The sequence below is a fragment of the Mycobacterium angelicum genome (assembly GCF_002086155.1).
Taxonomy (GTDB): domain Bacteria; phylum Actinomycetota; class Actinomycetes; order Mycobacteriales; family Mycobacteriaceae; genus Mycobacterium; species Mycobacterium angelicum.
Window position 1 is genome coordinate 1 of the sequence record NZ_MVHE01000051.1, and the last position, 18773, is coordinate 18773.

General features: G+C 66.2%; 16 protein-coding genes and 2 pseudogenes. 7 read left to right on the top strand and 11 right to left on the bottom strand.

Annotated elements, in window-relative coordinates:
• A partial coding sequence (locus tag BST12_RS21900) for a PE family protein (protein ID WP_139801831.1) occupies nucleotides 1-570 on the bottom strand: 570 nt, incomplete at its 3' end.
• A 202-nt stretch (nucleotides 571-772) separates the two neighbouring features.
• Nucleotides 773-2773: a PPE family protein gene (locus BST12_RS21905; protein WP_083115358.1), complete on the bottom strand. Its 2001-nt coding sequence runs from the start codon at nucleotides 2771-2773 to the stop codon at nucleotides 773-775.
• A gap of 295 nt (nucleotides 2774-3068) precedes the next feature.
• Here BST12_RS21905 and BST12_RS21910 point away from each other — a divergent pair, with 295 nt between their 5' ends.
• The 3 genes from BST12_RS21910 (at nucleotide 3069) to pgi (ending at nucleotide 6223) form a co-directional block, all read left to right on the top strand.
• Nucleotides 3069-3383 carry a chorismate mutase gene (locus tag BST12_RS21910; RefSeq protein WP_083115360.1) on the top strand — a complete coding sequence of 105 codons (315 nt, stop codon included), beginning with the start codon at nucleotides 3069-3071 and terminating at the stop codon, nucleotides 3381-3383.
• A 62-nt stretch (nucleotides 3384-3445) separates the two neighbouring features.
• Nucleotides 3446-4411 carry an esterase family protein gene (locus tag BST12_RS21915; RefSeq protein ID WP_083115361.1) on the top strand — a complete coding sequence of 322 codons (966 nt, stop codon included), beginning with the start codon at nucleotides 3446-3448 and terminating at the stop codon, nucleotides 4409-4411.
• 147 nt (nucleotides 4412-4558) lie between these two features.
• The gene (pgi, locus tag BST12_RS21920) at nucleotides 4559-6223 is read left to right on the top strand and encodes a glucose-6-phosphate isomerase (RefSeq protein ID WP_083115363.1); all 1665 of its coding nucleotides are present in this window, start codon (nucleotides 4559-4561) and stop codon (nucleotides 6221-6223) included.
• Between the two features lie 75 nt (nucleotides 6224-6298).
• Here the strand turns inward: pgi and BST12_RS21925 are convergent, their stop codons facing one another.
• From BST12_RS21925 to cobF, 6 genes and pseudogenes are all read right to left on the bottom strand, one after another.
• Nucleotides 6299-7036, bottom strand: coding sequence for an SDR family oxidoreductase (locus BST12_RS21925; RefSeq protein WP_083115365.1), 738 nt, complete (start codon nucleotides 7034-7036; stop codon nucleotides 6299-6301).
• 29 nt (nucleotides 7037-7065) lie between these two features.
• Entirely contained in the window at nucleotides 7066-7524 is a 459-nt protein-coding gene (locus tag BST12_RS33620) for a zinc finger domain-containing protein (RefSeq protein ID WP_245850486.1), read from the bottom strand.
• A 159-nt stretch (nucleotides 7525-7683) separates the two neighbouring features.
• Nucleotides 7684-7929: pseudogene (locus BST12_RS33625) on the bottom strand (DNA-formamidopyrimidine glycosylase family protein); the annotation flags it as partial.
• A gap of 48 nt (nucleotides 7930-7977) precedes the next feature.
• Nucleotides 7978-9669, bottom strand: coding sequence for a PE family protein (locus BST12_RS21935; protein ID WP_083115368.1), 1692 nt, complete (start codon nucleotides 9667-9669; stop codon nucleotides 7978-7980).
• Nucleotides 9670-9772: 103 nt separating this feature from the next.
• Nucleotides 9773-11482, bottom strand: coding sequence for a PE family protein (locus tag BST12_RS21940; protein ID WP_083115370.1), 1710 nt, complete (start codon nucleotides 11480-11482; stop codon nucleotides 9773-9775).
• Nucleotides 11483-11634: 152 nt separating this feature from the next.
• Complete coding sequence (gene cobF, locus BST12_RS21945; protein WP_083115372.1) at nucleotides 11635-12384, bottom strand: precorrin-6A synthase (deacetylating); 750 nt, start codon at nucleotides 12382-12384, stop codon at nucleotides 11635-11637.
• Between the two features lie 127 nt (nucleotides 12385-12511).
• Here cobF and BST12_RS21950 point away from each other — a divergent pair, with 127 nt between their 5' ends.
• Nucleotides 12512-13417, top strand: a complete 906-nt coding sequence (locus BST12_RS21950) for an AurF N-oxygenase family protein (protein WP_083115373.1) — start codon at nucleotides 12512-12514, stop codon at nucleotides 13415-13417.
• Nucleotides 13418-13614: 197 nt separating this feature from the next.
• Entirely contained in the window at nucleotides 13615-14589 is a 975-nt protein-coding gene (locus tag BST12_RS21955; protein ID WP_211281333.1) for a DUF4873 domain-containing protein, read from the top strand.
• A gap of 201 nt (nucleotides 14590-14790) precedes the next feature.
• On the opposite strand, the pseudogene BST12_RS35155 reads toward BST12_RS21955, so the two are convergent.
• Nucleotides 14791-14886, bottom strand: a pseudogene (locus tag BST12_RS35155) (DUF8092 domain-containing protein); the annotation flags it as partial.
• A gap of 27 nt (nucleotides 14887-14913) precedes the next feature.
• Between BST12_RS35155 and BST12_RS21960 the strand changes: the two are divergent.
• On the top strand, nucleotides 14914-15678 hold the full coding sequence (locus tag BST12_RS21960; protein ID WP_083115375.1) for an STAS domain-containing protein: 765 nt from the start codon (nucleotides 14914-14916) through the stop codon (nucleotides 15676-15678).
• Nucleotide 15679: 1 nt separating this feature from the next.
• Nucleotides 15680-16549, top strand: a complete 870-nt coding sequence (locus tag BST12_RS21965; protein WP_083115376.1) for an LLM class flavin-dependent oxidoreductase — start codon at nucleotides 15680-15682, stop codon at nucleotides 16547-16549.
• Here BST12_RS21965 and BST12_RS21970 read toward each other — a convergent pair.
• Together BST12_RS21970 and BST12_RS21975 are read right to left on the bottom strand one after the other, a co-directional pair.
• Nucleotides 16546-17349: an SDR family NAD(P)-dependent oxidoreductase gene (locus BST12_RS21970; protein ID WP_083115377.1), complete on the bottom strand. Its 804-nt coding sequence runs from the start codon at nucleotides 17347-17349 to the stop codon at nucleotides 16546-16548. The two genes, BST12_RS21965 and BST12_RS21970, sit on opposite strands and share 4 nt — an antisense overlap.
• 14 nt (nucleotides 17350-17363) lie before the next feature.
• Nucleotides 17364-18635 carry a cytochrome P450 gene (locus BST12_RS21975; RefSeq protein ID WP_083115378.1) on the bottom strand — a complete coding sequence of 424 codons (1272 nt, stop codon included), beginning with the start codon at nucleotides 18633-18635 and terminating at the stop codon, nucleotides 17364-17366.
• Nucleotides 18636-18773: the final 138 nt, after the last annotated feature.

Genomic DNA, 18773 nt, shown 5'->3' on the forward strand with positions numbered 1-18773 from the left:
GTTCCCGAACGTCGACCCGCCGTTACCACCTGCGCCACCCCGTGCGCCGATACCGCCAGCCCCGCCGGCTCCGCCATTGCCGAACATCCCCGCGCTACCACCGGCACCACCGGGCTGGCCAGGCGCTCCGGAGCCGCCATTGCCGCCGTTGCCCGAGATGATCCCACCCGGCCCACCGGCCTGGCCGGTGCCGTTAAGCCCATTGGCGCCGTTGCCGAACAGCGGTCGGCCGACCGCCGCCATCGTGGGCGCGTTGACCAAATCAAGCAACCCCAGCATCGAGTTGTTGCTGGCCGCCTCGGCGACCGCGTACATGTCCCCACCACCGGCGATCGCTCGTACGAATTGGTCGTGAAACGTCATCGCTTGCTGACTGAGCGCTTGATAGCCCCGCCCATACGTCCCGAAAAACGCTGCCACGGCCGCCGACACCTCATCTTCAGCAGCGGCCAACAGCCCCGTCGTCCGGGCCGCTGCCGCCGCGTTAGCGGCACTGAGCGCAGATCCGATGTCGGTCAATCCCGCTGCCGCCGACCCCATCGTCCCCGGCGCCGCAATCACGAAAGACATCATTGGCCTCCTGCTACAGACTCGATTTAGCCCCGCATTGCAGCACTCTATTTCGCGCGAAGTACCAATAATGTCAATCGGCAAAAGTTATTCAGGTGAAAACCGCGGCGCGGGCCCGGCGACCGGTTTGCACCCGCAATGGCCCTGCTTGGCCAAGGCCCCAGCCGTCGACCAGGCTAGCCAGCCGACCGGGCGAGCGAGGTTAGTTGCCGAATCCCGATTGCTGATTTCCCTTGTTGAATCCACCCGAGCTATGTGAACCCGAGTTGGAGAAGCCCGAATTGTGGTCGCCCGACTGGTTAAAGCCACCGTTGTCCAGGCCCACATTCATGAAGCCCACGTTCCCGGCGGTGCCGGCGTTACCGTAGCCGACGCTGAGGTTGCCGGAGTTCGAGATGCCCACGTCGTTGGTGCCGGAGTTGAAGAAGCCGGTGTTCTTGCCGTTCGTGTTCTGGAAACCTGTTTGCTGGTTCCCGATATTGCCGTAGCCTTCGCTGTCGTTGCCGACGTTCTGGAAGCCCGAGTTGTTGTTTCCGTTGTTGTTCCAGCCGGAATTATTCGTACCGGTGTTGCCGAAACCGGAGTTGGTCAGGCCGGTGTCGGTCGCGCTGCCGAAGCCCGTATTGACGTCGCCGGCATTGCCGAAGCCGGTATTCGTGTTACCCGAATTGCCCCAGCCGGTGTTGTAACTACCCGAGTTTCCGAACCCGGTATTGCCGACCCCCGAGTTTCCGTAGCCCACGCTGCTGTTGCCCGAGTTGCCGAAGCCGACGGTGCCGCTCGAAGCCCCGTTGAGTCCGCCCATCGAGAAGCTGCCGGCATTGCCGAAGCCCATGTTGTCGTGGCCGGCGTTGAAGAAGCCGACGTCACCGTGGCCGGAGTTGGCGAAACCAACCCCGGTGTCAGCGGAGTTCGAGAAGCCGGTGTTGATGTCGCCGGTGTTCCAGAACCCCGTGTTGGTGGCACCCGTGTTCATGAAGCCGGTATTGAAGTTGCCGGAGTTACCGATGCCCCAGTTTCCATTGCCCGAGTTGAAGAAGCCGACGTTGTTGTTGCCCGAATTGAACAAGCCGATGTTCCCGGTGCCGCCATTTAGGCCGGCGAGGTTGATGCCCACCTGGTCGTTGCCGGTGAGCCCGATTCCGAAGTTGTTGTTACCGGTGTTCCCGAAGCCGATGTTGTTGTTGCCGAGGTTTCCGAAGCCGAGGTTGCTGAGGCCTTTATTGCCGATGCCGATGTTGAAGTTGTTCGTGTTGCCGAAGCCGAAGTTCTGGTTACCTTCATTTCCGAAGCCGATATTGAAGCTGCCGAAGTTGCCGCTGCCCCGGTTGTAGCTACCGGTATTCCCGTTGCCGATGTTGCCGCTGCCGCTGTTTCCACCGCCGAAGTTGCCGCTGCCGAAGTTCCCGATGCCGAGGTTTCCGCTGCCGCGGTTGCCACCGCCCAGGTTGCTGCTACCGACGTTTCCAGAACCCAGGTTGAAGCTGCCGGTGTTGCCGTCGCCGAGATTGATGTTGCCGGCGGCGTTTCCGCTGCCGAAGTTGAGCAGGCCCTTGTTGCCGCTGCCGAAGTTGGCGCTACCGGTATTGCCGCTGCCCAGGTTGATGCTGCCGATGTTGCCCAGGCCCAAGTTCCCGGTGCCGATATTGCTGACCGCCGAGATAGCACCCAGGCCCGGGAAGGCTTGCACCACCTGCTGCCACGGCGTCAGCGCCGCGGCCACCGCCGATGCCCCGCTGTGGTAGCCGAACATCGCCGCGACATCCTGGGCCCACATCTCCTCGTACACGGCTTCGGCGGCCGCGATCGCCGGCGCGTTCTGGCCGAACAGATTCGAAAGGACCAGCTGCACAAACCCGGAACGGTTGGCGGCCACCGCGATCGGATGGATCGTCGCCGCCCGCGCGGCTTCGAACACGCTGGCCACCGTCTGGGCCTGCCCAGCCGTCCCCGCGGCGTGCGCCGCCGCCGCGCTCAGCCAACCCGCATAGGGTGCGGCCGCCGACGCCATCGCCGCGGACGCCGGGCCTTGCCAGGCCTGGCTCACCAGCGTCGAGGTCACCGACCCGAATGAGTCTGCCGCCGCACCCAACTCATCAGCCAGTCCACCCCAGGCCGCCGCGGCCTCCGCCATGGGGGCCGATCCCGCGCCGGAAAACATCAGTACAGAGTTGATTTCTGGCGGCAACACCGAAAAGTTCATGAACAAAGTCCTTCCTCACCGGGCCCGTCTCAGTGCCAGCGAGTGGAAGCCTAAAGCCAACGGGACAACGAAAACGTGCGTTTTCGGCAAATCGAGTTGGCTTGCTGCAGCGAACGATTTGCGCATCTTTTTGCGCGGGCACGGCGCAGGATGGCACACTCGATTGGTGCTCAACATGCAGCGCCGATTTTTTTACGGGTACCGGTCAGCGGTGCCCGTGGCGTAGCTGCTTTCGCAGAGCCCCGTGGTCCGCTTTCGGATACGGGGCTCGTCTCTTGTGTGAGGCCCGAACCGGATGAGACCAGAACCCCCACCTCACGACAACGCGGAGTTAGCAGAAATGAACCTCGAGACAATCGACACCCCAGAGCTCGATATCGACGAGTTACGCGAAGAAATCGACCGGTTGGACGCCGAAATCCTGGCCGCGGTCAAACGCCGCGTCGAGGTGTCCCAGGCGATCGGCAAAGTCCGGATGGCGTCCGGGGGCACCCGGCTGGTGCACAGCCGCGAGATGAAGGTGATCGAGCGCTACAGCGAGCTCGGGCCCGACGGTAAGGACCTGGCGATTCTGCTGCTGCGGTTGGGCAGGGGACGACTCGGCCACTAAACGGTTACTACCGTCGTGACCTTGTCCGGTTCGACGCTTTGCTGAGGTAAATTTCGCCGGAAATGGTTACGGCAGTGGCAATTGGGGCTTCGCCGTTGCGCCGGCTGATGCTCGTATCGGCGGCGATGTTGCTCGCGCTGTTGTGCGTAGTCTCCGCGAACTCGGCGACCTCGTCGGCGTGGTCGCGGACCAGTCTGCCGATCGAGTACCTGATGGTCCCCTCACCCTCGATGAACCGCCAGGTCAAGGTCGAGTTTCAGGGCGGCGGCAGCCACGCCGTGTATCTGCTGGACGGGATGCGCGCCCGAGACGACTTCAACGGCTGGGATATTCACCTTCCGGTGTTCGAGTGGTTCGAGCAATCCGGGCTATCGCTGGTGATGCCGACCGGCGGAACGGCCAGTTTCTACTCGGACTGGTACAAACCGGCCGTCGGCAATAACGGGGTGTCGACGTACAAGTGGGAGACCTTTCTCACCCAGGAGCTACCGCAGTGGCTGGCGGCCAACAAGGGGATCAGCGCGACCGGCAACGCCGTCGTCGGCGCATCGATGTCGGGATCGGCGGCGCTGGTCCTGGCGGCCAAACATGCCCAGAACTTCGTCTATGCGGCGTCGATGTCGGGCTTTTTGAACTTGTCCGCCGGAAACTGGCCCTCGTTGGTCAGCGCCGTGCAACTGGGCGCCGGTGGTTTCCGCTCCGAGGCGATGTGGGGGCCGCCCACCGACCCGGCGTGGGCGGCGAACGACCCCACGGTCAATGTGAAGAGCCTCATCGCCAACAACACCCGCATCTGGGTGTACACCGGAAACGGCGGGGAATCGGACCAGGGCACCAAGCTGGACGCCAGCCTGCTGGAAAGCGCCACGCGGATAAGCAACAAGGTTTTTCAGAGCAGGTATCAAGCCAAGGGCGGGCGCAACGGGGTGTTCAACTTCCCCGACAACGGCACCCACACCTGGTCGTACTGGGGCCAACAACTGCAAGCCATGCTGCCTGACCTACAGCGCACGTTGGGCGCGGCGTAAACCTGGGTGCGGTCGAGGCTGCGGTTTTGCAGGGAAAGTACGAGTGAGGGCCTGCGATTTTGCAGGCTCGGTGCACGCTGTCCGGGCTCGCGGCTCCCAACGCCCCAACGCCCCAACGCCCCAACGCCTCCGCATTAATGTCGAGGCATGACCTCCGAGCAATCCATCGCTGACATCACCGCCACGCCGGCGTGGGACGCCCTGCGCAAGCATCACAACGAGATCGGAGAAACCCACCTACGCCAGTTCTTCGCCGACGACCCAGATCGCGGGCGCGAACTCAACGTCACCGTCGGCGACCTCTACATCGACTACAGCAAGCACCGTGTCACCCGGGAGACCCTCGAGTTGCTGGTCGATCTGGCCAGGGCGGCCGGCCTGGAACAGCGCCGCGACAAGATGTTCTCCGGCGTACACATCAACACCTCGGAGGACCGCGCGGTGCTGCATACCGCGCTGCGGTTGCCGCGCGACGCCGTATTGACCGTCGACGGAGCCAACGTCGTCAAAGAGGTGCACGAGGTGCTGGACGCGATGGGCGACTTCACCGACCGGCTGCGCAGCGGCGAATGGACCGGAGCCACGGGGGAACGGATTCGCACCGTGGTCAACATCGGCATCGGCGGGTCCGACCTTGGTCCGGTAATGGTGTACCAGGCGCTGCGGCACTACGCCGACGCGGGCATCTCGGCGCGCTTCGTGTCCAACGTCGACCCCGCCGACCTGGTCGCCACGCTTGCCGACTTGGAGCCTGCCACAACACTTTTCATCGTCGCCTCGAAGACCTTCTCCACGCTGGAGACGCTGACCAACGCGACCGCCGCGCGCCGCTGGCTCACCGACGCGCTCGGCGACGCCGCGGTGGCCAAGCACTTCGTCGCCGTCTCCACCAACCGCCGCCTGGTCGACGAGTTCGGCATCAACACCGACAACATGTTCGGCTTCTGGGATTGGGTAGGTGGACGCTATTCGGTCGATTCGGCGATCGGGCTGTCGGTGATGGCGGTCATCGGCCGAGAAGCGTTCAGCGACTTCCTATCTGGCTTCCACATCGTCGACGAGCATTTCCGCACCGCTGCGCTGGAGTCCAATGCGCCTGCGCTGCTTGGCCTCATCGGCCTGTGGTACTCCAATTTCTTTGACGCGCAATCACGTGCCGTGCTGCCTTACTCCAACGATCTGGCCCGTTTCGCGGCCTACCTGCAGCAGCTGACCATGGAATCCAACGGCAAGTCCACCCGCGCCGACGGCACACCCGTGACCACCGACACCGGCGAAATCTTTTGGGGCGAGCCGGGAACCAACGGTCAACACGCCTTCTACCAACTGCTGCATCAGGGCACCCGGCTGGTGCCTGCCGACTTCATCGGGTTCAGCGAACCCCTCGACGACCTGGCGACCGCCGAAGGCACCGGCAGCATGCACGATCTGTTGATGAGCAACTTCTTCGCGCAGACTCAGGTGCTGGCGTTCGGCAAGACCGCCCAGGAGATCGCCGAAGAAGGCACCCCTGCCGATGTGGTGCCGCACAAGGTGATGCCCGGCAATCGGCCGTCGACATCCATTCTGGCTAACCGGCTTACACCGTCGGTATTGGGTCAGCTGATTGCTTTGTATGAGCATCAGGTGTTCACCGAGGGCGTGGTGTGGGGTATCGATTCGTTCGACCAATGGGGTGTGGAGCTGGGCAAGACGCAGGCCAAGGCGCTGCTTCCGGTGATCACCAGCGACGCTTCGCCCAAGCCGCAGTCGGACAGCTCCACCGACACCTTGGTCCGCCGCTACCGAACCGAACGCGGCCGCGCAAGCTGACTTTCAGTGCCGCGAGCGTGCGCGGATGTACGCGAACGCGCGGCGTTTCGCGTACAGACGCGCACGCTCGCGGTACTAGAAGTAGCGGCCTGGGAGGGCCCACATCAGCTTCACCAGCGGCGTCCACGGCCACCACGGCACGATGGCTCGCCCGGGCTCGCGCTCCATGGCGCCGACGAGTGCTCTGACGCCAGTTTCGTTGTCCACCATCAACATTGTGGTCTCGGACTTGGCTGTCATCTCCGATTCGATGTAACCGGGCTCTAACACCGTGACCTTGATGGGGCCCTTGGCGTATTCGGCGCGCAATGATTCGCCCAGGGAGCTCAGCCCGGCTTTGCTTGCGGCATAAGCGGCTTTGACTCCCGGCACGCCCTTATTGCCGAGTACCGAGGAGATCAGCACCAAATGGCCGGACCCGCTCTGCTGGAACATCTCCAGTGCCGCCTCGATCTGCACCAGCGCCGACACCAGGTTGGTCTCGATGGTGGCCTTGTTCGCCCAGAGTTTGCCCGAGCCAAGCCGCGCGCCCTTGCCGATGCCGGCGTTGACGACGATGCGGTCGATGCCGCCCAGCTCGTCGCTCAATTCGGCGAACACCTTGGGCACCTGATCGTGGTCGTTGACGTCCAGCGCGGCCACCGCAACCTTGATGGCCGGATATTGTTGCGTCAGTTCGGCTTTCAGTTCGTCGAGCCGGTCGGTGCGACGGGCGCACAGCGCCAGGTCGCGACCTTTGGCGGCGAAGGACCGGGCCATCCCAGCGCCCAGGCCGGAACTTGCACCGGTGATGAGGATCTTCTGGCGAGTCACTCGGGCAGCATATCGAGGCAGCGTGGCGACTATTTGAGCAGCCGCGACATGCGCCGGTCGGCCAGCACCTTGCCGCCGGTCTGACAGGCTGGGCAGTACTGAAAAGCCTTGTCCGCGAACGACACTTCGCGCACCGTGTCGCCGCACACCGGGCAAGGCAGCCCGGTGCGGGCGTGCACCCGCAGCCCGGAGCGCTTTTCCCCCTTGAGGGTGGCGGCCTGCTGGCCGACGGACCTGCTCACCGCGTCGGTCAATACCGACACCAACGCATCGTGGAGAGTGATCAGTTGCTTCTCCGTCAGCTTGCCGGCGGTGGCGAACGGCGAAAGCCGGGCCACATGCAGAATTTCGTCGCTGTAGGCGTTGCCGATGCCGGCGATCACCTTCTGGTCGGTGATGACGGACTTGATCCGGCCGGTGTTACCGGCCAGCAGTCCGGCCAGGTCGTCGGCGCTGACATCCAGGGCGTCCGGGCCCAGTGCGGCGATGCCCGGAACTTTGGCCGGGTCGTCGACCAGCCACACTGCCAGCCGCTTCTGGGTTCCGGCTTCGGTGAGGTCAAAGCCCGGTGCACTGCCCGGAGTGCCCAGGTGCACGCGCAGCGCGATCGGCCCCTTGCCGGGCCGCAGCGGCGCCGGCGCGAGCTGATCGGACCAGCGCAGCCAGCCCGCGCGCGAGAGGTGTGCGATCAGAAACAGTTGGCCGGCATGCAGGCCCAGGTACTTACCCCAGCGCTGAGCCCCATCCACGACCTGACCATGCAGGGCATTGATCGGCGGGTCGAAGGTTTTGAGCACCGACAGCGCAGCCACGTCGACGCGGCCCACCGGCAACCCGACGGCGTGCCGGCGCAAGTGATCGACCAGCGCTTCGATCTCGGGAAGTTCGGGCACCCGTCCAGTCTGCCGATCACGGCCGACGGGTGTCCATCCGCCCGCGCGTTACGCCGGCCCCGCCGCCCCTGGGGTGCCAAAGAGCAGCCCGCGGCTACCGCCCGTGCCGCCCACACCGGCGAACGCCGCCCCGGAGCCGGCCCCGCCGTTACCACCGTTGCCGATCAAGTGGGCGTTGCCGCCGGCACCACCGACACCACCCTCAAAGCTCGGCGCGGACGTCGCAGTGCCGGCGTTGCCGCCCCTGGCGCCATTGCCGTACAGCAGCCCGCCGTCGCCACCGCCACCGCCGCTGGCGATCTGATTCACTACGCCAGTCCCGTTGTCGCCACCGTTGCCTCCGATGCCGCCGTTACCCAGGAAGAACGCGTCGCCCCCGTAACCACCGAAGCCGCCGATGCCGGCCTGGGCGCTGTACACCCCATCGGTGCCACCATTTCCGCCATGGCCGCCGGCCCCGCCGGCACCACCGTCGCCGATGAATCCGGCCTTACCGCCAGAGCCGCCGAATCCGCCGAAACCCCCCATGCCGCCAAAGGCGCCGGTGGCGGTGATGTCGCCACCGGCGCCACCCATGGCACCGGCGCCGCCTGCGCCGCCGTTACCCCAAATCCACCCGCCATGGCCGCCATTGCCACCACCGCCGCCTAACCCTCCGAAACCGCCGGTGCCGCCGGACACCAGGCTGGCCTGGCCCGCTCCGCCCAACCCACCGTTTCCGCCGGCCCCGCCCCTGCCGAACAGGCCGGCATCGCCGCCGTTACCGCCGTATGCATTGAAGGCGCCGTAGCCGGAGCCGCTTGCACCGTGCGCAACGGTTGCGTCGGCTACGAAGGACCCGCCGCTGCCGCTGTTTCCGCCGGCACCACCGTCGCCATACAGCCATCCACCGTTGCCGCCATTACCGCCGACGCCGCCATTGCCGGCGGTACCACCTTGCTGCGAAACGCTTGTGGCGCCCGTGGCCGCCCCGCCCTGACCGCCGGTCCCACCGGTGCCGCCGGCGCCGAACAGTAGCCCTCCGTGACCGCCGATACCCCCGGCACCGCCCGCGCCACCGTTGAAACCTGCACCGGTGCCGAGGTTTACCGCGTCCCCGCCGATTCCACCGGCACCGCCGGTTCCGCCGACGCCGTACAACCAACCACCGGCGCCGCCGGCACCCCCATTGCCGGCCGCGCCACCCACACCACCCGAACCCGGTGAGCCCGTTAGACCGGCGCCACCAGCGCCGCCGGCACCACCGTTGCCGAGCAGACCGGCGGCGCCACCGGCGCCGCCGTTTGCGCCCACCGCGCCGCTACCACCGCGGCCGCCGTTGCCCCACAGGATGCCGCCGGCTCCGCCGGCGCCCCCGGTGCCGTCGATGCCGTCGGCGCCGTTGCCGATCAGCGGACGGTTCAGCAGTGCCATCGTGGGGGCATTGATCAGGTCGAGCAGCTGCTGCAGCGGGGAGGCGCTGGCGGCCTCGGTGGTCGCATACGCCGACGCGCCAGAGTTCAGTAGCTGCACGAACTGCTGATGGAATGTCGCCGCTTGAGCGCTGAGCGCCTGGTAGCTCTGAGCGTGGACACCGAACAACGCCGCGACCGCCGCAGATATCTCGTCGGCGCCGGCGGCCAGGACCGATGCCGTCGGCGCTGCGGCCGCCGAATTGGCCTGGGTTATCGATGAGCCGATATTCGCCAGATCCGTTGCGGCCGAGGCCACCCATTCCGGCGATGCAAACACGAACGACATCCGAGAACCTCCCGACCGCCGGCCGCATCGTTGCAGCACGTGCCAGGAGATGCTATCGCAGGGGCCCCCTACGGGAGCATGCGTTCAGCAAGCTTGGGTCGGACTAAGCGGGTCCGTTGGCGCCGTGCTGGCCGAATAGCGTGCCGCCGGTGCCGCCCTCGCCACCGGTACCGCCCTGGGCAGCTCCGGCACCCGGACCGCCGTTGCCGCCATTGCCCACCAGCCCGGCATTACCGCCACTGCCGCCGATGCCGTTACCGGCAGGTGCGAAGAAGCCCGGCGGGATGGTTCCGGCGAATCCGCCGTTGCCGCCGTTGCCGTAGAAGAAGCCGCCGTCGCCGCCATTGCCGCCGTCGGCCGTCTGGTTCACGACGGCGGCACTCCCGGCCCCGACCGCCCCGGTGTTGCCGCCGGCGCCGCCGTTGCCGCCATTGCCCCACAGCTTGGCGCTGCCGCCGAAGCCACCCAGCGCCCCCGGGCCCGCTCCGCCACTGACGTCTCCGCCGGTGCCGGAGTTCCCGCCGCCGCCGCCGTTGCCGGCGTTGCCGCCGTTGCCGATCAGGCCGCCCTGGCCGCCGCCACCGCCGAAGCCGCCGAAGCCGCCGAAGCCGTTGAAGCTGCCAAAGCCGGACGTGGCGTTTCCGCCATTGCCGCCCAGGCCGCCGACGCCGCCCTGCCCGCCATTGCCGTAGATAAAGCCGCCGTCGCCGCCATTGCCGCCGAAACCGCCACCACCGCCCCCGCCCGCAGTGGTAAAGGCACCGAGGGTGACCGACTGGCCCGCCCCACCCAATCCGCCATTACCCCCGGCGCCGCCATTGCCGAATAGGCCGGAGTTGCCGCCATTACCGGCGGTGACGCCGAAACTGCCGCCACTCACACCGGCCGCGACAGTGTTGTCGGCCACGAAGGAACCGCCGTTGCCGGAGTTGCCGCCGGCACCGCCGTCGCCGTACAGCCAGCCACTGTGACCGCCATTGCCGCCATTGCCGGCGGACCCGGCATTGCCGGCAAGCTGCCCACCGGTCCCGCCGGTGCCGTTACCGCCGTTGCCGCCCAGGCCGCCGATTCCGCCCTGGCCGAAGAGCAGGCCGCCGGCACCGCCGACGCCGCCGGCGCCACCGTTGCCGCCGTTCAGACCGGCGCCGGAGCCGAGGGCCCCGCTGGCATTACCACCCAAACCACCGGCGCCACCGTTACCACCCAGCCCGTAGAGGAACCCACCGGCGCCACCGGCGCCACCATTGCCGCCCGATTGGCCGGCCTGGTTGGTCCCACCGTTTGCACCCGCGCCGCCGGCACCGCCGCTGCCGCCGTTGCCGAAGAAGCCAGCCGATCCGCCGGCGCCGCCGTTCTGGCCGACTCCCCCGGACCCGCCGTTGCCGCCGTTGCCGTACAGCCACCCGCCGGGGCCACCGGCCCCGCCCGTTCCGTTGATCCCGTTGGCGCCGTTGCCGATCAGCGGGCGCCCGGTCAGCGCCACAAAGGGGTCGGTGGACGCCGCGGCGACGACCGCCTGCAGCGGCGACGCGTTGAGGGCCTCGGCGGTGGCGTATTGCGACGCACCGCCACTGAGCAGCGAGACGATCTGGTCGTGGAAGGTGGCCGCCTGTGCGCTGAGCGTCTGGTAAGCCTGCGCGTGCGCGCCGAACAACATGGCCAGCGCCGTGGACACCTCGTCAGCGCCGGCGGACACCAATGCCGTGGTCGGGAAGGCCGCCATCGCGTTTGCCGAGCTGATCGTGGACCCGATACCGGCAAGATCGGCGGCCGCCGCCGATAGGTATTCGGGAGCTGCGATCACCCACGACATCTACGACCTCCCACTATCGCGACGGCCCCACCACCGCCAGTGATCCACGACACATTACTCATTCGGGAGCAGATGTTATCGCGTTACGAGAGCTAGTCCGCCGCTTCGGAGAAATTTGTACTCTCGTATCAAAAATTGGCTCGATAGCTGTGCTATTTGCCTTGTTCAGAACGTAGTAGATAGATGTCCATCAGCCAGCCGTGCCGCTCGCGGGCCTTCGCGCGCAGCGTCACGATGCGCTCCCCCACCTCGCCGACGGTGCCCGCTACCAGCAGTTCCTCGGCGGTACCCAGGTATGCGCCCCACCAGATCCGGGTGTCCGGCGGGCAGGACCGGAACGAACAGTCGCCGTCGAGCATGACCACGGCCGAACCGGACAGTCCGTTCGCGCGCAGTTGTCTTCCGGTCGTAATCAGGACCGGTTCGCCGACTTCGTTGAGCGCGATGCGGTGCCGGGCGGTCAACGCCTGCACCGCGGTGATGCCCGGAATCACGTCATAGCTGAGATCGACTTCGGCGGCGACGGCTTCCAGGATGCGCAGCGTGCTGTCATACAGCGACGGGTCACCCCAGGCCAGAAAGGCGCCGACGCCATCGGGCTGCAGTTCGTCGCAGATGGCCGCCGCCCAGATCCGCGCGCGTGCGGCATGCCACTGCGAAACCCCTTCCCGATAGCCGGCCTCGGCCGACCGCTTGGGGTCGGGCAGCTCGACGAATCGGTACCCGGGCTGGCGGATGAACCGCGCGCAGATCTGCCGGCGCAACGCCACCAGGTCGCTTTTCGCCTCACCCTTATCCATGGCGAAGAAAACCTGGGTGTCGTTGAGCGCGTCGATCGCCTGGACGGTCAGGTAGTCGGGATCGCCGGCGCCGATGCCGATGACGTGGATGTGCCGCCCCATGGCGCTCAAGCTAGTCCAGGCGGCCCGTTACCTATCCGAGACCGCCGGTATCCGGTACCAGAGGTATTGACTAAACGGTGTGATCTGCCTAACGTCGGACGTACCCGATCGCGAAGGGACGTCAACGATGACCACTGCGGTGAAACCAAGTGGGCCGAGTCGCGAAGAGTTCTCAGAGCGTCTGCTCAAGGGCTCGGTCAAAAAGTCCTACGAACCCGTCGTCGATATCGACTGGGATGCCCCGCTGGACCCGGACAAGTTCTATCTGCCGCCCCGCCTCGTGTCGTTGTACGGCACGCCGATGTGGGACGAGATGACCCGCGAACAACAAATCGAGCTGTCCCGCCAGGAACTGGTGAACACGCTCTCGGCCGGAATCTGGTTCGAGAACATGCTCAACCAGTCCTTGTTGCGCACCATCCTGCATGAGGACCCGACCAGCCGGTCGACGCATTACAAGCTGACGGAGCTGGGTGACGAGACCCGGCACATGATCATGTTCGGCAAGGCCATCGAACGTATCGGCGCCAAACCGGTGCGACCGCGGCGATTCCACCGGTGGGTCATCAATGCACTGCCGCTGGCCTTCCAGCGTGGCTCGATGCTGTGGGTGGCGGCCCTGATCGGCGAGGAGATCTTCGACTCGCTGCAGCGGCAGATGATGGACGACCCCGAATTGCAGCCAATCATCCAGCGGCTCATGCGGATTCACGTCACCGAAGAGGCCCGCCACATCCAGTTCGCCCGGGACGGCGCGCGCAAACGGGTGGCCGAAATGCCGCGGCTCAACCGCTGGTTCATGGCCAACATCAACGGGCTCGGCGGGTACTTCTTCAACTACCTGTTCAGCAACCCGGTTCCGTATGCACGCACGGGCCTGGACGCGAAGCGGGCGCGACGGACCGCGCGCACCAGCGAGCACCGCCGCGAAACGCAGATTTCCGGCTTCGCTCCGCTGGCAGCGTTTTTGACCGAGGTGGGCCTGATGGGCCGCATCGCCCGCGTCGGCTGGAAGCGCAGCAGGTTTCTGTGACAGCGGACCACTACCAGCTGGTCATCGTCGGCCGGCCGGCCGCCGGTCTGCCCGCAGCAGGCCTGGTGCTGCCCAGCGATGAAGTCCTCGCTTCGGTCTTCGACGAATCGACCGACACATGGGTGCTGAGCACAGCAGACCGGACCGTGCGCGCGGACGTCGTCATCGCCACCGATCGCGCCGGCTTCGTGCCGTGGATGCCGGACATCCCGGGTGTCTTCGGGGGTCAGGCGTTTCCCGCGGCGGCGTGGAACGCCGATTTCGATCCGGCCGGCAAGCACATCGCGGTGATCGGCACCGACGCGGCAGCAGCCCACCGCCTCGGCGGACTGATCGAATCGGCGAGATCGGTAACGGCTTTCGCCCACGCGCCGCGCCGCTTTCTCACCGAGATACCGCTGCCGAGCGCGCGCGCCAGGCGCTGGCTGCGCCGCCGTACCCGGCGCGAACGGCCGCAGCCGGCGGTAAAACGGGTGAATGCGGCGATCGACGCCGTGACGTCGTCGGGCATCCGCACCAGCGACGGCGTCGAGCACCGCGCCGACGTCATCGTCTACGGCACCGGCTACGCCGTCGGCTCCGACTGGAAACTGGCCGGCTCGCGCGGGGTGACCATCGGCCAGGCCTGGGACGACGGCATGGAGCCGTTTTTCGGCGTGGCCGTGCACGGCTTCCCCAATTACTTCTTCCTGACCGGCCCCGATTTCGGCGCTCAGGCGCGCTACATCGCCGAGTGCCTGCAACGGATGAACCGCACCGCCAGTACCCGCATCGAGGTGCGCCGCAGCAGCCAGCAGCTGTTCACCGAGCGTGCCCAGCTCACGCCCGCCGCCGCGCCGCCGGTGGCGGCCGCCTTCGACCTGTCATCGGACGCCCCCGATACAGCGGAGGGCTATTGCGGCTATGACGGCACCGCGACGCTGGACCTGGGCGGTGTGCATCACACCGTGCGCGTCCGGCTCACCGGTCACCTTGACCCGATCGACGGCAATTACCACTGGCAGGGGACGGTGTTCGAGCGGCTGCCACAGGAGTCGCTCAAGCAGGGGCGGGCGGCCACGCTCACGGTGGGCGAACACAGCGCGCCCGCCCGAATCGTCGAAGAAACGCCGTGGGGCACGCACTCGGTCGCCGGCGTCGGCACACCGCCCTATGCCCGGAGCGGGCGCTGACACCACCCGCACAATCCGTCGTCTGATGTGCGGATTCACCGGTTTCGGTGTTCGGAATCCGGTTAGGCTGGGGATCTCCCAGGCAACAGGTTGGCCGCACGCTGTTAGTGGGTAATCCTGCGGGGTGGCGTGTGCTACAGCAGTCGACAGGGCAAACGATGCACAAATCGGGGCCGTTGTCCGAAGATAGAGTTTCTGCCGTCAAACGTGCAGCGCGAGAGGCGGCATCCTCAAGCAATTGGCGGGACAGGAGTTCGAGGAGCAGGCGATGGAACCGGACGACCCGATAGCGCTGGCAGGCCGGTTCGTGCAAGGGTGGCTTCAGTGAACGCGGTAGCCAAGTCCTCGAACTCGTTAGCCATTGCGGCCAGAACTGAGGAGTCGGTCGTCTTCCTGACAGCCGACGGAGTGCTGGACGCCAACAATTCCGCCGAACTACGCGACACCGTCATGAAAGCCACCCTCGACGAGCCGTCGGCCGTCGTCATCGACGTGACCGGGCTTCAGGTTGCCGACGACGCCGGCTGGACGGTTTTCATCAGCGCGCGCTGGCAGGCTGACACCCGACCCGACGTGCCGATCGTTCTGGTCTGCGGTAACCGCGCGGCCCGCGAGGCGATGACCCGCAGCGGCGTCACCCGCTTCATGCCGGTGTATCCGACCGTGAAAGGGGCCAGCAAGGGCCTTGCCAAGCTCGCGCGCCGCAACTTCCGCCATGCCCAAGCCCAACTGCCGGCCAACCTGACCAGCCTGCGCGAGTCGCGCCGGCTGGTGCGCGAGTGGCTTACCGCCTGGTCGAAGCCGCGGCTGATTCCGGTGGGGTTGGTCGTGGTCAACGTGTTCATCGAAAACGTCCTGGAACACACCGGCAACGACCCGGTGGTGCGGGTCGAGTGCGACGGCCCGACCGCCACGATCGCGGTGTCCGACGGCAGTGGGGCGCCGGCGGTGCGGCTGGCCTCACCCCCGAAGGGCATTGACGTGTCCGGCCTCGCGATCGTCGACGCGCTGTCGCGGGCGTGGGGTAGCACGCCCACCTCGTCGGGCAAAACGGTCTGGGCGGTCATCGGCCCGGAAAATCAGCTTTGACGTGCGGTTCAGCTACGCGGAATCACTGACCGACCCGGCCTTCTACCTCCCGCTGGCCAAGGCGGCCGAAGCGGCCGGGTATCACAGCATGACGATCGCCGACAGCCTCGCCTACCCCTTCGAGTCGGATTCGAAATATCCGTACACCCCCGACGGCAACCGCGAGTTTCTGGACGGCAAGGAGATCGTCGAAACCTTCGTTCTGACAGCGGCATTGGGCGCGGTGACGACGACGCTGCGGTTCAACTTCTTTGTGCTCAAGCTGCCCGTCCGGCCGCCGGCGCTGGTGGCCAAGCAGGTGGGATCGCTGGCCGCGCTGATCGGCAACCGGGTGGGCCTCGGGGTGGGCACCAGCCCATGGCCCGAGGACTACGAGCTGATGAGCATTCCATTCGCCAAGCGCGGCAAGCGAATCGACGAGTGCATCGAGATCGTCCAGGGCCTCACCACCGGTGAGTACTTCGAGTTCCACGGCGAGTTCTACGACATTCCCAAGACCAAGATGTCGCCGGCGCCTACCCAGCCGATCCCGATTCTGGTCGGCGGCCACGCCGACGCGGCGCTGCGGCGCGCGGCGCGGCTGGACGGCTGGATGCACGGCGGCGGCAGTGACCCCGAGGAGCTCGACCGACTCATCAAGCGCGTCAAGCAGTTTCGTGCCGAAGAGGGTAAGGCGGACCCGTTCGAGATCCATGTGATCTCGATGGACAGCTACACCGTCGACGGCATCAAACGACTGGAGGACAACGGCGTCACCGACGTCATCGTGGGCTTTCGCTGGCCCTACATCAAGGGACCCGACACCGAGCCCCTGGAGCGCAAAATCCGCAACCTGGAGAAGTACGCCGACAAAGTGATGTCCAAAGTCTAAGCGGTACAGGTGTTTTCGTCGAGAAGCGCTCTGATTTGGGGCATGGCCGGCAGGTGCGCGAGCAGGCCGCTGTCGGCGGCGATCACCTGTCCGGTGATGAGCGCCGCCCGCTCCGAGGCCAGGAAACACACCAGTTCGGCGATGTCACGCGGTTCGCCGATACGACCGCCAAGGTGGTGGGCGGTGAAAATCTCGACGATCGGCTGCGGCAGGCCCACCTGAAGCTTCGGGGTGCGCACCAGACCGGGAGCGATCGCGTTGCAGCGGATCCCGTCGCGTCCGTATTGCGTTGCCACATAACGGGTCAGGGTTTCGATAGCGGCCTTGGTGCAGGCGTATGCGGTGGACATGTCGTAGGCGGCGTGGGCGGTTGCCGAAGAGATGTTGACGATGGCGCCTCCGCCCGAGCTGATGAGCCGGGGAATCGCATGCTTGCACATGAGCATCGTGCCGCGGGCGTTGACCGCGAAGGTCTGGTCCCACATGTCGACGGTCATCTCGGTGACCAGCGCGTCGGCGACGTCGGCGTGCGCGGCGTTATTGTCCACGACATCGAGGCGACCGAACGTGTCTACGGTGAAGCCGATTAGGGCTCGCACCGATGCTTCGTCGGTGAGGTCGACGGCGTGGTGCACGGCCCCCGCGCCGACGGCGGCCGCCGCGCCGGCGAGGTCGGTCTCGGGCAGGTCCGCCAAGACCACGTGCGCGCCCGCGTGCGCAAACACCCGCGACGTCTCGAGTCCGATGCCACCGCATGCGCCGGTGACAATCGCGGTCTTGCCTTCGAGTTCTGCTGCCATAGGCGCTTGGCTGACTAGTCCCATACCACCGGAAGTGCCGACGGCCTGCGGAAGTGCATGCCGGTGATCAACGGCGCCGGTGCATCGGGGTCGCAGCGCAAATTGGGCAGGTTGTCCAGCATCGCCTCGATCAGTGCCGTGATCTGGCGGCGAGTGGTGTTGATGCCCGTGCAGATGTGCGGGCCGAAACCGAAGCTGACGTGGTGTGGTCCCGTGCGCCCGATGCGGAACTCGTCGGGATCGGGCGGATAAGCCTCAGGGTCCCGGTTGGCCGCCCCGATGGCCACCAGCAGCGGCGTTCCGGCAGCGAGCTTGGTGCCTCGGAGAACAACCTCGCGGGTGGTGATGCGCGGCAAGAAGACGGCGGGCGATTCGAGGCGCTCGCCCTCGACGAGCGCCAACTGCAGGCGGCTGCGATCCCGGTGGATGCGTTCCAGCTCGTCCGGCCGTTGCAGCAGCAGCGTCAACGTGTTCAAGAACTGACGGGAGGTGTTATCCGTCGCCGCCAGCAGCAGGGCCCGCATGAACGACGTGATCTGCTCGTCGTCGAGAACGCCGCCCTCATACTCGGCCCGGATGAGGGAACTGACAAGGTCGTTTCGCGACGCGCCGGCCGCCCGCGCGCGCTGCACGACCCGCAGCAGCCGATCCCACTGCCGCTGCGACGCCTCGACCGCCCGCTCGAACCTGCGCTGAACCTGCGCTGCTTGCACCGGATCTGGGGTGGACCACCCGGCCAGCAGGATGCTCAGGCCGTCGATCTCGAATTCTTCGTAACTGTCTTCATGGTCCGGCAGGCCCAGGATTTCATACGTCGCCCGTAACGGGTATGCCAGAGCCACCTCGATCAAGTCGGCACCGCGCTTGGGAGCCATCTCCGCCACGAGCTTTGCGGCCAGCGGCCGAAAAGTGTTCTCGTCCCAGGCATTCAGGAGCTTGCCGCCGAAAACCGATTGCAGGTAGCCGCGCCACTGGCGATGCTCGGCACCGTCCAGCGCCAGGATCGATCGCCCGATCAAAGCGCCTTGGGAGACTTCCCAGATGCTGCTCGAGAAGGTTTCCGAATCGCGCAGGACGGTCATGATGTCGTCGTAGCGAAACGCTGTGTACGTCTCGTCCGCGCGGTCACCGATGAAGGACGGCACACCGAGCTCAACCATGATGTCGCCCTTCATCACCGGCGTCTCGCGCCGGTGATGGGCGAGCACCGAGTAGGGATCATCCATCGTCGACACGCGGAAGGCTTCCCCGAGTTCTTCTGACAGTTGGGCAACCGATGGGCTCATGAGTGCGACGCTAACAGGGCGGCGACGCGTTTTTAAGGCCTGCGATGCCGCACATCCAACAATTGAGTCATTTGACTGATCAAACGAATCATCAAGCGAGACATAGTCCTTGATCAAGTGAGCGAATTGAGATGAGGA